Here is a 12741-nt window from a genome sequence, read left to right as displayed (position 1 = left end):
CGGCTTCTCCAATCCACGATTCCCCGCAGCTCCACAAGCCCCCTTGACGATGAGACCTCCCTGCCACGCACGTCCGGCAGGGAGGTCTTTCGTCGTTCCCGATCGAGCCGGTCACTCATCCCGAACGGGGGAAGCGGCAACGGCGGCGCAGCAGCAGTCTGGGGAGATGACACGACTGGCGCAGACGCCGCGAGTGCCTGTCGAGGGTGCCGTCCTGCAGGAGCCACAGCTGGCCCTCGACGTCGCTCTGGGAGTGGCCGGTGCCGTCGTCGGCACCGGCGCGGCGCTGGGCCGTGCCGTCGTGGGCCTGCCCCTCCTGCACCAGCGGGTGCTCTGGCGCCCTGGCTTCGTCCCCGAGCGCTGGCAACCGGCGACGCTGCTCGACGACGCGGCCCGACACGGCGCGGCTCGCCGCGACGAGATGCTGCGAGCGGCGCAGACGTTGCTCGACCACTGGACGCCCGTCATCGTGGAGCGGGTGGTCTCCCACCTGGACCTGACCGGACTGGTCCTCCGCCACGTCGACCTCGACGACGTCGTACGCGCGGTGGACATCGAGGCGGTCGTCGACCGCGTCGACGTGGACGCGATCGTGAAGCGGGTCGACCTCGACGCGGCCGTGGCGGGCGTCGATCTCGACGCGATCGTGGCAGGCGTGGACCTCGACGCAGCGGTGGCCGGCGTCGACATCGACGCGATCGCCGGGAGGCTCGACATCGATGCGGTGATCGACCGGATCGACCTCGTCGCGATGGTCCAGGAGGTGATCGACGCCATCGACCTGCCCGCCATCATCCGGGACTCGTCCGGCTCGATGGCGTCGGAGACCATCCGCGGCGCGCGGATGACCGGGATCTCGGCAGACGAGGCCCTCAGCAGGAGCCTGGAGAACCACCTGTTCCGTCGGCGCCGCAAGCGCGCCACCCCGGCGGACCCGCCGTGACCGAGCCGGAGATGGTGAGCGTCCCCCGCGAAGCGCGCTCCTACCAGGGGGCCAACGCCGGCGTCGTCACACGTCTGGCAGCAGGCGTCGTCGACGCCCTGGTGGTGGCGCTCGCGCTGGCTGGCTCGTACGCGGCCTGGGTCGCCCTCGTGTTCGTGCTCGACCCGCGCCGCTTCCGCATGCCCGACGCCTCGCTCCTGTGGTCGGTGGCGCTCTTCCTCGCCTACCTCGTGGTGTATCTGACTGTGTCCTGGTGGATGGCCGGTCGCAGCCTCGGCGACCACCTCTGGGGGATCCGGGTGACGACCAGGAACGGCGACCTGCTGGGTCTGGTCCGGGCGTTCGTGCGAGCAGTGACGTGCGCGTTCTTCCCGGTGGGCCTGCTGTGGTGCGCCGTCGACCGCGACCGTCGCTCGATCCACGACCTGGTGCTGCGCACCTCGGTGGTCTACGACTGGCTTCCCCATCCCTCCGCCCGTTGGGGGGCACGGCCGGGCTGACGACCCGGTGTCACCGCACGAAGGGAACGAGCGCCTCGATCGAGTCCGTCGGCGTCTTCAACGCGATGCCGGTCCCGATCGGGCGGAGCTTCCACACCGGGCCGTCGCGGAACAGCTTGGCCATGATGAGCCCCGTCTCGCGGACCCCGAGCGTGAGCGTGAAGCGGGCGAGCTCGGTGCCGTCGTGGTCGACGAGGCGGCAGTAGGCGTTGCGGATGAACTCCAGCGAGTGGCCCTGGTAGCTGCTGACCATGAACAGGATCGTGTCCACCCGCGGGTAGACGCGACCGAGGTCCACGGTGATCACCTCGTCGTCACCCTCGCCCTTGCCGGTGAGGTTGTCGCCGAGGTGCACCACGGAGCCGTCACGGGTGGCGAGGTTGTTGAAGAACGCCAGGTCGAAGAACTGGTCGCCGGCGAACTGCACGGCCGAGGCGTCGAGGTCGATCGGGGGTGCTCCGCTGCCGATGAAACCGGCCGTGGGGGAGTGGTCCCAGCCGACGGCCATCTGCACCGTGGTCAGGCTCGACCCGTCCTCGGTGGTGAGGGTGAGCTCCTGCCCCTTGGCCAGCTCGATCACGGGTCGCTCCTCCGGTCGTCGTAGACGTTCCGAACGTACAGGATGGGCGGCGTGATCGACCCCGCTGCGATCCGCATCGCCCCTCTCACGCGCGAGCACGCCGAGGACCTCGCCACCTGGCGCTACGACCCGCCGTACGACGTCTACGACCTCATCGGCGCGGACCCCGACGAGCTGCTCCACCCGGCGCTCGGCTTCCACGCGGTGCTCGCGGGGGAGCGCCTCATCGGCTTCCGCTCGTTCGGGCCGGACGGGCAGGTGCCGGGGTGGGAGTACGACGACGCGGCGCTCGACACGGGCGGCGGGTTGCGGCCCTCGCTCACGGGCCAGGGTCTCGGTCGTGCGGTGATCGGGGCCGGGCTCGCGTTCGGTCGCGCCACCTGGGCGCCGCCGGCGTTCCGCGTGACGGTGGCGTCGTTCAACACGCGTGCGCGCCGCACCGTCGAGTCCCTCGGGTTCGAGCGGGTCGGGTCGTTCGCTGCGCGCCGGGACGGGCGGCAGTTCGACGTGCTGGTGCGTCCGGAGAGCGGCTGACGAGCCGTCAGGCCTGGCGGGCGTGCGCCGACGGCGCGACCGCCTGAGGGTGCAGGATCCCGGCCAGCGCCTCGACGCCGTCGACCAGACGCGGCCCCGGGCGGGCGAAGTGCCCGTCGGCGTCGACGGCCCACACCGGCACGCCGGGGAACCGGTCGCGCACCTCCGTGGCGAGCGTGACGCCACCCTCGAGGTCGAAGCCGCACGGTGCGCAGACGACGACGTCCGGCTCGGAGGCGACGGCGTCGTCCCAGGTGATGCGGCTCGACCTCGTGCCGGCGACGCCGAGGGTGGGCTCGCCGCCGGCTCGGGCGACCATCTCCGGGATCCAGTGCCCGGGCGCGAAGGGCGGGTCGGTCCACTCGAGCACCAGCACGCGCGGCCGGTCGAGGCCGGCGACGGCCTCGGCGACGGTGGCGAGGCGTGCGTTGAGCTCGGTGACCAGCTGGGTCGCCTGCCCGTCGCGGCCGGTGATGCGCCCGAGCTCGGTGATCGACGCCAGCACGTCGTCGAGGGTGTGCGGGTCGATCGTCGCCACCTCGGCGCGGCAGCCGAGGAAGCCGAGCGCCTCGTCGACGGTGCCGACGTCCACCGCGCAGACGGCGCAGAGATCCTGGGTGACGACGAGGTCGGCGTCGAGCTCCGCGAGGGCGTCGGCGTCGAGGCGGTAGAGGTCCTCGCCCGCAGCAAGGGCCGCACCGACGAAGTCGTCGATCTCCTTCGGCCCGAGCCCCTCCGGCATCGCCGAGGTCGAGACCACGCGCCGCTCGCGGGCGGCCGGTGGGTGGTCGCACTCGAAGGTGACGCCCACGACGTCGTCACCCGCCCCGACCGCGAACAGGATCTCGGTGGCGGAGGGGATGAGCGAGACGATGCGCATCGGGCGACCCTAGTCGTCGAAGACGTCCCAGCAGATCGCGTTGCGGCGGCGCTGGTCCTCGACCACCAGGTCGCGCACCTCGACGGGCAGCCGGTCGCGCTGCCACCGGCACTCGTCGCGACGTGCCACCTCCTCGTGACCCGCCGGGGCGGCCGCCCCGGCGGCCTTGATGGCGTACGCCGCTGCCCCCAGGTCGTGCTCCGCGACGTGGGCGACCACCGCAGCCTGCCCGGCGGCGTACGCCGCGAAACGCGGTGCACCCCTCAGGTCGCGAGCCGCACCCATGGCGTGCCCGCCGAGCACGCGGGTCTGCATCATCGACAGCTCGCCGCGCGTCCAGGCGCGGGCGGCGGCGATCGCCTCGCCGGGCCGGAGGTCGTCGGGCCGGGCGGCCTCGAAGAGCGGGAGCACGTGCTCGGCGCACTCCGCGGCCCACAGGGCGAGCCGGTGGTGGTCCTCGTCGGTCAGCGTGCCGCCGCGCCTGACGGTGACCAGGCGCGGGTCGCGCACGGCCGGCAGGATCATGGCCCGACGCTATCGCCGAGCCGGATCAGGGCGCCGTCACCAGCAGCCGCGCCACGCACCCCGCGCGTGGTCGCGGGCGTTGTCGATGGCGCGCACGTACTCGCGGTGCCGGGCGACGGGCGTGCCGCCGAAGACGTACGGCCGGGTGAAGCCGTCCCAGGCCTGACGGAACGAGAGGTCGCCGTAGCCGCCCTGGCGCTGCACGTAGCGCAGCAGCCGGCCGTAGCGGTCCTTCGCGGCCTGGGTGCGGTCGGACACGAGGTGGACGGTCGAGCCGACCGGGGCGAGCCTGCGGAGGTTGGCGGTCGCGTCGTTCGCGCCGCAGCGGCCCCGCTCGGGGGTGTCGATGCCGAGCATGCGCACGGAGACCTGCGACCCGCCGCGCAGCCGGACGTGCAGGGTGTCGCCGTCGACGACACGGACGACGTTGCCGGTCTCGCGGTAGGTCCGGGGTCCCTGCTGGGCCTGGGTCTGGTTGCTGCCGGTGTCGGCGAGCTGCTGCGGCGAGGTGTTGCCGCGACCGATGCACGGACAGGGATTGGACTCGCACGCGACACCGTCGCCGTCGTCGTCGAGGCGGTGCGGGTCGCCGCCGCCGGCGTTCAGGAAGAAGTTCTGGGCGGCGGCCTGGCTCGCGAAGTCGCCGCAGTCGCGGTCGATGACGGCAGAGGCGGGCGCCGGAGCCGAGAAGCCGAGGCCCAGGGCGACGATGGCGAGAGCGAGCGCGCGGACGAGCTGGTGGTGCATGTGTTCCCCCACGGGATATCGGTGGTGCTGACACTGAAGGTTCACACCGAAGGGGCCGGCGCGTCGGTGGATCGGGCGAAGTCTCCTCCCGTCAGGTGAAGTACAGATCGCCGCCCCGAGAACCGCCTCTGGGGAACGAGGCGCAGGCCGGTGGGGGGCTCGCGGCTGCATCTGGTTCCCCACGCGCAGGCTACGACCCGCGCCGCGATCGTGGCGGCGCACGTGTGGGGGGAGCCCGTGGCACCATCCGTGACGTGGACGGATGCGTGTTCTGCCAGATCATCTCGGGCGAGGTGCCCGGTCACCTCGTGCTGGAGACCGACGACCTGGTGGCGTTCCTCGACACCCGGCCGGTCTTCAAGGGGCACGTCCTGCTCGTGCCGCGCACCCACCTCGAGACGCTCCCGGACCTCCCCGCGGGACAGCGCGACGGGTTCCTCGCGGCGGCCCAGCGGCTCGCGACGGCGGTCAAGGACGCCCTCGGCGCGCAGGGGTCGTTCGTGGCGATCAACAACACGGTCAGCCAGTCCGTCCCGCACCTCCACCTCCACGTGGTCCCGCGCACCAAGGGCGACGGGCTGCGCGGCTTCTTCTGGCCCCGCACCAAGTACGCCGACGGCGAGGCAGCGGCGTACGCCGATCGCCTGAGGGTGGCGCTCATCGACGGGTGAGGGCGGTGGCTCAGCCGCGTCGGCCGGGGAGGGCCTCGACCTCGTGCGACACGTCGGTCGCGGTGCGGAACGCCCACGGTTCGTCGCGACGGCGCAGCGGGTTGCCGGTGACCTTGGCCGCCAGCACGAAGGCAGCGGCGCCGACGAGGAAGCCGGCGAGCACGTCCACGAAGAAGTGCCACCCCAGGTAGACCGTCGCCACGCAGGTGAGCGCGAGGAACACCCACGCTGGGACCCGGATCGCGACGGGCAGCCTCATCTGTTCCGCCATGAGGCAGATGGTGAACATCACGGCGACGTGCAGGGACGCGAAGGCCGCGATCGTCTGCACCGTGCCGGTGTCCCAAGGCCCCGCCAACACCTCGATGCGGTCGGCGAGCAGCATCTCGCTGACCGAGGTGTTGGGGGTGTGCGGCAACGAGGCGAACCACTCGGGCGAGGAGTAGACGGGTCCGAGGGACGGCACGGTGAAGTAGAGGGCCGCGCCCAGGCACCAGTCCAGTGAGATCGCCGTGACGTACCACGCGCCGGCGGGCGACCGGCGCGTCCACACCAGCGCGATCGCCAGGCTGGCCGGCACCAGTCCGATCCAGACGAGGTAGACCCCCGCCATCACCCAGTTGGCCCACGACGTCCCCAGGATGTGGTGGAGGACGACCGCCGGGTCGTGGCCGAGCCACAGCACGCGGTCGATCCGGGCGAGCTGGGAGTCGGCCAGCCGGTCGGTGACGAACGGGACGTAGCTCTTGAGGTTGCGGAACGCGACGTAGGCGACGTACCACGTGACGAGCCCGCTCACCGTGAAGAGGATCTGGTCGCGGTTCCACCGCTCGACGAGCACCGTCCGGAGGGCGACGCGCGCGGCCGTGCCGCCGCGCCGGACGAGCAGCACCCACCGCGCGGCGACGTCGAGCGCGACCGCCGAGGCGACGATCACCGGCAGCCGGAACCAGGTCGGCAGGGACGCCCCGTCGGGATCGCGCAGCGGGAGATGATGGGTCCACGCGACCAGCGCTGCCAGCGCGGCCATCACGGCCGCGACCACGGCCGCCGCTCGGAACTCCCCCCGACCCATGGGTCCACCGTAGCGACCCCCGGCCGCGGTGGACCGGACCAGAGCGAGCGGTAACCTCGGCCGGACATCTCACCTCGACCTCCAGGAGTCCTCATGGGTCGCTACGACCGCCGTGTCGCCGTCATCACCGGAGCAGCCCGAGGCATCGGCTTCGGCATCGCGCAGCGCCTCGCGAGCGAGGGCGCCTCGATCGCGGTCCTCGACCTCGACGAGGCCGCCGCCCAGGAGGCTGCCGGCCGGCTCGAGCTCGCCGACGGCGCCCGCGCTGTGGGCATCGGCTGCGACGTCGTCGACGCGGCCGCCGCCGAGGCCTCCGTGCAGCGGGTGGTCGACGAGCTCGGCGGGATCCACGTGCTGGTCAACAACGCCGGCATCACGCGCGACAACCTGCTGTTCAAGATGACCGAGGAGGACTGGGACCTCGTGATGAACGTCCACCTCAAGGGCGTCTTCAACATGACCAAGGCCGCTCAGTCCCGGTTCGTGGAGCAGAAGTACGGCAAGATCCTCAACCTTTCGAGCGTCTCCGCGCTCGGCAACCGCGGCCAGGCCAACTACTCGGCGGCCAAGATGGGCATCCAGGGCCTCACCCGCACGCTCGGCATCGAGCTCGGCCCCTTCGGCGTCACCGCCAACGCCATCGCGCCTGGGTTCATCGCCACCGAGATGACCGATGCCACCGCGCGCCGCCTCAAGATGGAGCCCGAGGAGCTGCAGCGGCTCAACGCCGAGGCGACGCCCGTGCGGCGCGTCGGGCAGCCCGATGACATCGCGGCCGCGGCCGCGTTCCTGTGCAGCGACGAGGCGTCGTTCATCACCGGTCAGACGCTGTACGTCGACGGGGGCCGCAAGCTCGGCTGAGCGCGCTCCGGGCGTGATCCCGGCCACGCCCCACGCTCGGGGACGTGGCCGGTTTTGCGTCCCTTGGGGTCGTCTGTCACCTTGGATGGCGGTCGAGAGACCCAACCGTCCCGGACTACGCCGAGTCCTGCCCGGCCGGGACGACCCCCGAGACACACCGGGGCAGGAGTGGGGGACCCACAGGTTCCACCGCCGGTCATCGACCGGCTCGGGGCGAAGCCGCCAGCCTCCCAGCAGCACCACGGGAGCACGGTGGCAGGGCACTTTCCAGCCCTAGCCCGACAGCTCACCTCACAGGCGTGGGAAAGGAACATCCATGCCTGCGACCCCTCGTAAGGCGCGAGCCCTCGCGCTCGCCCTCGCCGGGCTCGGCATCACCGCATCGACGATGAGTGCCATGCCCGCAACCGCCGCCACCGGCGGCAGCACGTCCGACAACGCCTCCACCACGACCACCGCGAAGAAGACGCAGAGGACGGCGCCCGTCAGCGCCAAGCGTCGGGTGGCCAACCGCGTGCTCACCGCACGCGACATCGCCATGCGCCAGCGCGGCGACGCCTACGCGTACGGCGCCGCCGGCCCGGACCGCTTCGACTGCTCCGGCCTGGTGAAGTACAGCTACAGCCGCGCCGGCCTCGCGCTGCCGCGCACGTCGAGCGCCCAGGCGGGACAGGCTCGCCGCATCGCCAAGAAGGACATGCGCTCCGGCGACCTGATGTTCTTCTACGGCAGCGGCGGGGTCTACCACGCCGCGATCTTCCTGCGCTGGTCGCACGGGCACGCCGTGATGGTGCACTCCCCGGGCTCGGGACAGCGCGTACGCGTCGCCGTCCCGTGGACGTCCGCCTGGTTCGCCGGGACCGTCCGCCGCGCCTGATCGGCGCCTGCCTCCGGGTGACAGGCCCGGATTGGTAGGTACTTCCTGCTGATCTACCCTGTGGCGCGCCTTCCCCGATCGGGGAGGGCGCGCCTCCAGACTTTCCAGAGAACCGCCAGACCCGAGCCCCCCGGCTCGACACCCCCGCTCGATCGGAGCTCCCCGTGCGTCACCGTCGCCACCTCTCGTCGCCCCGTGCGATCGTCGCCACCCTCGCGGCGGCCACGCTCCTCCTCGCCGGCTGCAGCGGCGGGGACGACGACCCCGCCCCGAGCGCCTCCGCGTCGTCCGAGCCGACCAGCTCGGAGACGTCCGAGGCCCCGCCGGAGCCGACGTACTGGCCCCTGACCGGTCTCGAGCGCAAGGGCGACGCACCCCGGCACCCCGTCGTCGTCACCAAGGTCGACAACACGTCCTCCAGCGCCCCTCAGGTGGGTCTCGGCTCGGCCGACCTCGTCGTCGAGGAGCTCGTCGAGGGCGGCTACACGCGCCTCGCGGCGTTCTACTACTCCAAGGTGCCCGCCGCCATCGGCCCGGTGCGCTCGATGCGCGCCAGCGACATCGGGATCGTCCCGCCGGGCGCGACCGTCGTGACCAGCGGCGCGGCCCCGGTCACGATCAACCGGATCAACGGCGCCGGCATCCCGTGGATCACCGAGGGTGCGGCCGGCGTCTACCGCGAGACGTCGCGCTCGGCGCCCTACAACCTCTTCGCCAAGCTCGGCGACATCTCCAAGCGCCTGAAGGCCGAGAAGGAGCCGCCCCCCTACCTCCCGTGGGGCGACGAGGCCGACCTGCCGAAGGGCGCGAAGGCCAGCACGCTCACCGCCGACTTCGGGGCCCACTCCACCAGCTGGCAGTTCCAGCAGGGCGGCTACGTCAACACCGACTCCTACGCCGCTGAGGGCGACCAGTTCCCGGCCGACTCCGTGCTCGTGCTGCGGGTCCGCGTCGGCGACGCGGGCTACCGCGACCCGGCCGGCTACCCGGTCCCGGAGACACAGTTCGAGGGCAAGGGCGCTGCGCTGCTCTTCCACGGCGGCCGTGTCGTGAAGGGCACGTGGACCAAGGACGGTCTGACCGGCGCGATCGAGCTCTCCACCAAGGGCGGCGACCTCACCGTGCCCGCCGGCCACGTGTGGGTGGAGCTCGTGCCGGCCGTCAACGGCAACGTCACGTTCGCGAAGTAGTCCCCGGCGCCAGCGCTCCGGCGCCTTCGTCGAGGAGGCGCTGGAGCCCGGCCAGGATGACGCCGATCGCCGTCTCGACCCGCAGGGCCGCGGCGGCGGGGTCGTCGCTGACGGCGACCGAGCCTCCCGCGGCCGACATGGCGCCGAAGAAGATACGCGTGAACGTGTCGAGCATCGCGTCGTCGAGGTCGCGTCCCTCGGCGGTCAGCACCGAACGCACGATCTCGTCGACGAGGGCGTACGTCGAGCGCTCCTCCTGCTCGCGGTAGCGCTCGTGGCCGAGCACCGAGGGGCCGTCGGAGACGACGACCTGGCGGTAGGCCGGCTCCTGGACCGCCTCGAGGAAGGCCCGCATCCCGGCCTGCGCCTTGTCCCACGGGTCCGGGTGCCCCGCTGCCGCGTCGGCGATCCCCGTCGTCGCCCGGGACTGCACCCGCTCGAAGGCCGCCTCGAAGATCGCCTGCTTGCCGCTGAAGTGGTGGTAGAGCGCGCCCTTGGTGACGTCGGCGCCCGCGGCGATGGCGTCCAGCGACGTGGCGGAGTAGCCGTGCGCGGTGAAGAGACGCTCGGCGACCTCGACGAGCGCCTGCTTGGTCGCCTCGGAGTAGCGCTTCCGCCGGGTCTCCATGGATCGCAGCCTAGGTGACCCCGGCTCGCGCGGGTGGTGTGTCGCACCGAGGGGTCGGCCATAGTGGATCCATGCAGCTCGCTTCGGGGATGTTGCTGGTGGCGACGCCGGCGCTGCAGGACCCCAACTTCGCCGACACGGTCGTGCTGCTGCTCGACGTCACGGAGGAGGGCGCCCTCGGCGTCGTCCTCAACCGCCCCTCCCAGATCCTGGTCGCCGACGTCCTCGAGCCGTGGCGCGACGTGGTCGCGGAGCCGGAGGTGCTGTTCCGCGGGGGACCGGTCGGGACGGACGGCGCCCTCGCGGTCGGCGCGCTGCGCGACCCCGGCGACCCGCCCGTCGGGTGGCGACCGGTCGCCGGGCTGCTGGGGATGGTCGACCTCGACACCCCGACCGAGCTCGTCGACGGCACCCTCCGCGCGATGCGCGTCTTCGCCGGCTATGCCGGCTGGGGCGAAGGCCAGCTCGACGGCGAGGTCGAGGAGGGCAGCTGGTACGTCGTCACCAGCGAGGCCGCCGACGCGTTCCGCGACGACCCGGGCGGCCTGTGGCGCGACGTGATGCGCCGGCAGCCCGGCATGCTCGCCTGGCACGTGAACCGCCCCGTCGATCCCGACATGAACTAGTCCTCGCGTTAGGCTTGCCCATCATGAGCACCATCGGATTCTCCCCGGGCACCCAGACGATCGAAGAGCGTCAGACCGTCCCGACGGACGAGGGTGACCACGAGCGGTTCTCGCACTACGTGCCGAAGGACAAGCTCACCGAGGCGATGGTGATGGGCACGCCCGTGATCGCGCTCTGCGGCAAGGTGTGGGTGCCTTCGCGGTCCCCTGAGAAGTACCCGGTCTGCCCGGAGTGCAAGGAGATCTGGGACTCGATGAACCCGGGCAAGTCCGGCGGCAACGGCTCTGACGGCTCGGGTCCCGAGGCGTGACGGGGCGGCCTGACGCGCCGCTGCCTCCCGCGTGGCCCGACCGGGCCGCCTGGGGCACCGCGCCCTCCCTCCGCGCCTGGCAGCAGGCGGCGATGGACCACTACCAGTCCCGCCAGCCGCGCGACTTCCTCGCGGTCGCGACCCCCGGCGCCGGCAAGACCACCTTCGCGCTGACGGTGGCGGCCGACCTGCTCAGCCGTCGCATCGTCGACCGGATCACGGTCGTGGCGCCCACCGAGCACCTCAAGACCCAGTGGGCCGAGGCCGCGGCCCGGGCCGGCATCCCGATCGACCCGACCTACTCCGCGGGCAAGGGCCGGACGTCCGACGACTACGTCGGGATCGCGGTGACCTACGCGGGTGTCGCGGTCAACCCGCTCGCGATGCGGATCCGCACCGAGCGGTTCAAGACGCTGGTGATCCTCGACGAGATCCACCACGCCGGCGACGCGCTGTCGTGGGGCGAGGGCGTCCGCGAGTCCTTCGACCCGGCCACCCGTCGGCTCGCACTGACGGGAACGCCCTTCCGCTCCGACATCAACCCGATCCCGTTCGTCACCTACGCCCCCGGCGACGACGGCATCCCCACCTCGTCGGCCGACTTCACCTACGGCTACGCCCACGCGCTCGCCGACCACGTCGTCCGCCCGGTGCTCTTCATGGCCTACTCCGGCGAGATGCAGTGGCGCACCCGCGCCGGCGACGAGATCGTCGCCCGGCTCGGCGAGCCGCTGACCAAGGACATGCACGCCCAGGCGCTGCGTACGGCCCTCGACCCGCGCGGGTCGTGGATCCCCGCGGTGCTGGAGGCGGCCGACCGGCGCCTCTCGGAGGTACGCCGCCACGTGCCCGACGCCGCCGGCCTGGTCATCGCCGGCGACCAGGAGACCGCCCGCGCCTACGCGGCGCTGCTGAAGAAGATCAGCGGCGAGACCCCGACCGTGGTGCTGTCGGACGAGAAGGGCTCCTCGAAGAAGATCGAGAAGTTCACCCACTCCGAGCAGCGCTGGATGGTCGCGGTCAGGATGGTGTCCGAGGGCGTCGACGTTCCGCGCCTGGCCGTCGGGGTCTGGGCGACGACGGTGTCGACGCCGCTGTTCTTCGCGCAGGCCGTCGGCCGCTTCGTGCGCGCCCGCTCGCGCGGCGAGACCGCGTCGGTGTTCCTGCCGTCGGTGCCGCACCTGCTCGAGTTCGCCTCCGACATGGAGGCGCAGCGCGACCACGTGCTGGGCCGCCGGGTCAACGACGAGGACGACATCTTCGCCGCCGAGGAGGGCCTGCTCGCCGCGGCCAACGCCGAGGACGCCGCGTCTGGCGAGCTCGAGATGTCGTGGGAGGCGCTGGGCTCCACCGCGTCGTTCGACCACGTGCTCTACGAGGGCGCGCAGTTCGGCCACTCCGGCGAGGTGATGGCCGGCTCGGAGGAGGAGATGGACTTCCTCGGGATCCCCGGCCTGCTCGAGGCCGACCAGGTGCGCGAGCTGCTGCACTCGCGGCAGAGCGAGCGGGCCCGCAAGCAGAAGGCCGACGGTGTCGGCGACCGCGTCGTCGACTCGGTGCAGGAGCTCAGCACGCACCAGCAGCTCGGCGTGCTCCGGCGCGAGCTCAACGGCCTCGTCGCCGCCTGGCACCACCGGACCGGCCAGGCCCACGGCATCACCCACAACGCGCTCCGCAAGGAGTGCGGCGGGCCGCCGGCGGCCGTCGCCAACGCCGAGCAGCTGCACGAGCGGATCAACCGGATCCGCGAGTGGGCCGTGCGCAAGACCTCCTGAGCCTGGATCCGCTGCCAT

Annotated in this window: 16 protein-coding genes and 1 riboswitch; of the genes, 10 read left to right on the top strand and 6 right to left on the bottom strand. The window is 72.3% G+C overall.

What is annotated here, in order from left to right:
* Positions 1–166 precede the first annotated feature (166 nt).
* Both ACXJKB_RS20005 and ACXJKB_RS20000 read left to right on the top strand, forming a co-directional pair.
* Positions 167–943 carry a hypothetical protein gene (locus ACXJKB_RS20005; protein WP_457191509.1) on the top strand — a complete coding sequence of 259 codons (777 nt, stop codon included), beginning with the start codon at positions 167–169 and terminating at the stop codon, positions 941–943.
* A 14-nt stretch (positions 944–957) separates the two neighbouring features.
* Positions 958–1443, top strand: a complete 486-nt coding sequence (locus ACXJKB_RS20000) for an RDD family protein (RefSeq protein ID WP_457191507.1) — start codon at positions 958–960, stop codon at positions 1441–1443.
* A 10-nt stretch (positions 1444–1453) separates the two neighbouring features.
* Here ACXJKB_RS20000 and ACXJKB_RS19995 read toward each other — a convergent pair whose 3' ends face one another.
* The gene (locus ACXJKB_RS19995) at positions 1454–2023 is read right to left on the bottom strand and encodes a TerD family protein (protein WP_300046285.1); all 570 of its coding nucleotides are present in this window, start codon (positions 2021–2023) and stop codon (positions 1454–1456) included.
* A gap of 51 nt (positions 2024–2074) precedes the next feature.
* Here ACXJKB_RS19995 and ACXJKB_RS19990 point away from each other — a divergent pair, with 51 nt between their 5' ends.
* Positions 2075–2557, top strand: coding sequence for a GNAT family N-acetyltransferase (locus tag ACXJKB_RS19990; RefSeq protein ID WP_457191504.1), 483 nt, complete (start codon positions 2075–2077; stop codon positions 2555–2557).
* Positions 2558–2564: 7 nt separating this feature from the next.
* Here ACXJKB_RS19990 and ACXJKB_RS19985 read toward each other — a convergent pair whose 3' ends face one another.
* From ACXJKB_RS19985 to ACXJKB_RS19975, 3 genes are read right to left on the bottom strand one after another with little or no spacing between them, the layout of a single operon-like run.
* A complete protein-coding gene (locus ACXJKB_RS19985; protein ID WP_457191502.1) occupies positions 2565–3437 on the bottom strand; it encodes a cobalamin-binding protein in 873 nt (290 codons plus the stop codon).
* Between the two features lie 9 nt (positions 3438–3446).
* Positions 3447–3962, bottom strand: coding sequence for a putative immunity protein (locus ACXJKB_RS19980; RefSeq protein WP_457191500.1), 516 nt, complete (start codon positions 3960–3962; stop codon positions 3447–3449).
* 36 nt (positions 3963–3998) lie between these two features.
* Positions 3999–4709, bottom strand: a complete 711-nt coding sequence (locus ACXJKB_RS19975; protein ID WP_457191498.1) for an excalibur calcium-binding domain-containing protein — start codon at positions 4707–4709, stop codon at positions 3999–4001.
* A gap of 254 nt (positions 4710–4963) precedes the next feature.
* Here ACXJKB_RS19975 and ACXJKB_RS19970 point away from each other — a divergent pair, with 254 nt between their 5' ends.
* Positions 4964–5380 carry an HIT family protein gene (locus tag ACXJKB_RS19970; protein WP_457191496.1) on the top strand — a complete coding sequence of 139 codons (417 nt, stop codon included), beginning with the start codon at positions 4964–4966 and terminating at the stop codon, positions 5378–5380.
* A 10-nt stretch (positions 5381–5390) separates the two neighbouring features.
* Here ACXJKB_RS19970 and ACXJKB_RS19965 read toward each other — a convergent pair whose 3' ends face one another.
* Positions 5391–6455 (bottom strand): phosphatase PAP2 family protein, encoded by a 1065-nt coding sequence (locus ACXJKB_RS19965; protein ID WP_457191494.1) that lies wholly within the window; start codon positions 6453–6455, stop codon positions 5391–5393.
* Between the two features lie 93 nt (positions 6456–6548).
* Here ACXJKB_RS19965 and ACXJKB_RS19960 point away from each other — a divergent pair, with 93 nt between their 5' ends.
* The 3 genes from ACXJKB_RS19960 to ACXJKB_RS19950 all read left to right on the top strand — a co-directional run bounded on the left by ACXJKB_RS19960 (position 6549) and on the right by ACXJKB_RS19950 (position 9383).
* Positions 6549–7316: an SDR family NAD(P)-dependent oxidoreductase gene (locus tag ACXJKB_RS19960; RefSeq protein WP_457191492.1), complete on the top strand. Its 768-nt coding sequence runs from the start codon at positions 6549–6551 to the stop codon at positions 7314–7316.
* Between the two features lie 108 nt (positions 7317–7424).
* Positions 7425–7631, top strand: a riboswitch (cyclic di-AMP (ydaO/yuaA leader).
* Position 7632: 1 nt separating this feature from the next.
* On the top strand, positions 7633–8193 hold the full coding sequence (locus ACXJKB_RS19955) for a C40 family peptidase (protein ID WP_457191490.1): 561 nt from the start codon (positions 7633–7635) through the stop codon (positions 8191–8193).
* Between the two features lie 164 nt (positions 8194–8357).
* Positions 8358–9383, top strand: coding sequence for a DUF3048 domain-containing protein (locus ACXJKB_RS19950; RefSeq protein WP_457191488.1), 1026 nt, complete (start codon positions 8358–8360; stop codon positions 9381–9383).
* On the opposite strand, the gene ACXJKB_RS19945 is transcribed toward ACXJKB_RS19950, so the two are convergent.
* Positions 9367–10011, bottom strand: a complete 645-nt coding sequence (locus ACXJKB_RS19945; RefSeq protein ID WP_457191486.1) for a TetR/AcrR family transcriptional regulator — start codon at positions 10009–10011, stop codon at positions 9367–9369. The genes ACXJKB_RS19950 and ACXJKB_RS19945 overlap by 17 nt on opposite strands.
* Positions 10012–10082: 71 nt before the next feature.
* Here ACXJKB_RS19945 and ACXJKB_RS19940 point away from each other — a divergent pair, with 71 nt between their 5' ends.
* The 3 genes from ACXJKB_RS19940 to ACXJKB_RS19930 are packed head-to-tail and all read left to right on the top strand — an operon-like array spanning position 10083 to position 12723.
* Positions 10083–10637, top strand: a complete 555-nt coding sequence (locus tag ACXJKB_RS19940) for a YqgE/AlgH family protein (RefSeq protein ID WP_457191484.1) — start codon at positions 10083–10085, stop codon at positions 10635–10637.
* Between the two features lie 23 nt (positions 10638–10660).
* Positions 10661–10948, top strand: coding sequence for a DUF3039 domain-containing protein (locus ACXJKB_RS19935; RefSeq protein ID WP_191196396.1), 288 nt, complete (start codon positions 10661–10663; stop codon positions 10946–10948).
* Positions 10945–12723, top strand: coding sequence for a DEAD/DEAH box helicase (locus ACXJKB_RS19930; protein ID WP_457191482.1), 1779 nt, complete (start codon positions 10945–10947; stop codon positions 12721–12723). Before ACXJKB_RS19935 ends, ACXJKB_RS19930 begins: the two co-directional genes overlap by 4 nt.
* Positions 12724–12741 lie beyond the last annotated feature (18 nt).

The sequence above is a fragment of the Nocardioides sp. P5_E3 genome (assembly GCF_054049275.1).
The sequence above is the reverse complement of the archived record's forward strand: the minus strand, read 5'-3'. Positions and strand labels throughout refer to the sequence as shown.

Excerpts from the sequence above, each read along its gene's own strand:
- ACXJKB_RS20005 (WP_457191509.1), top strand. The coding sequence starts at position 167 with ATGACACGACTGGCGCAGACGCCGCGAGTGCCTGTCGAGGGTGCCGTC.
- ACXJKB_RS19980 (WP_457191500.1), bottom strand. The coding sequence starts at position 3,962 with ATGATCCTGCCGGCCGTGCGCGACCCGCGCCTGGTCACCGTCAGGCGC.
- ACXJKB_RS19945 (WP_457191486.1), bottom strand. The coding sequence starts at position 10,011 with ATGGAGACCCGGCGGAAGCGCTACTCCGAGGCGACCAAGCAGGCGCTC.
- ACXJKB_RS19935 (WP_191196396.1), top strand. The coding sequence starts at position 10,661 with ATGAGCACCATCGGATTCTCCCCGGGCACCCAGACGATCGAAGAGCGT.
- ACXJKB_RS19965 (WP_457191494.1), bottom strand. The coding sequence starts at position 6,455 with ATGGGTCGGGGGGAGTTCCGAGCGGCGGCCGTGGTCGCGGCCGTGATG.
- ACXJKB_RS19975 (WP_457191498.1), bottom strand. The coding sequence starts at position 4,709 with ATGCACCACCAGCTCGTCCGCGCGCTCGCTCTCGCCATCGTCGCCCTG.
- ACXJKB_RS19955 (WP_457191490.1), top strand. The coding sequence starts at position 7,633 with ATGCCTGCGACCCCTCGTAAGGCGCGAGCCCTCGCGCTCGCCCTCGCC.
- ACXJKB_RS19960 (WP_457191492.1), top strand. The coding sequence starts at position 6,549 with ATGGGTCGCTACGACCGCCGTGTCGCCGTCATCACCGGAGCAGCCCGA.
- ACXJKB_RS19940 (WP_457191484.1), top strand. The coding sequence starts at position 10,083 with ATGCAGCTCGCTTCGGGGATGTTGCTGGTGGCGACGCCGGCGCTGCAG.
- ACXJKB_RS19985 (WP_457191502.1), bottom strand. The coding sequence starts at position 3,437 with ATGCGCATCGTCTCGCTCATCCCCTCCGCCACCGAGATCCTGTTCGCG.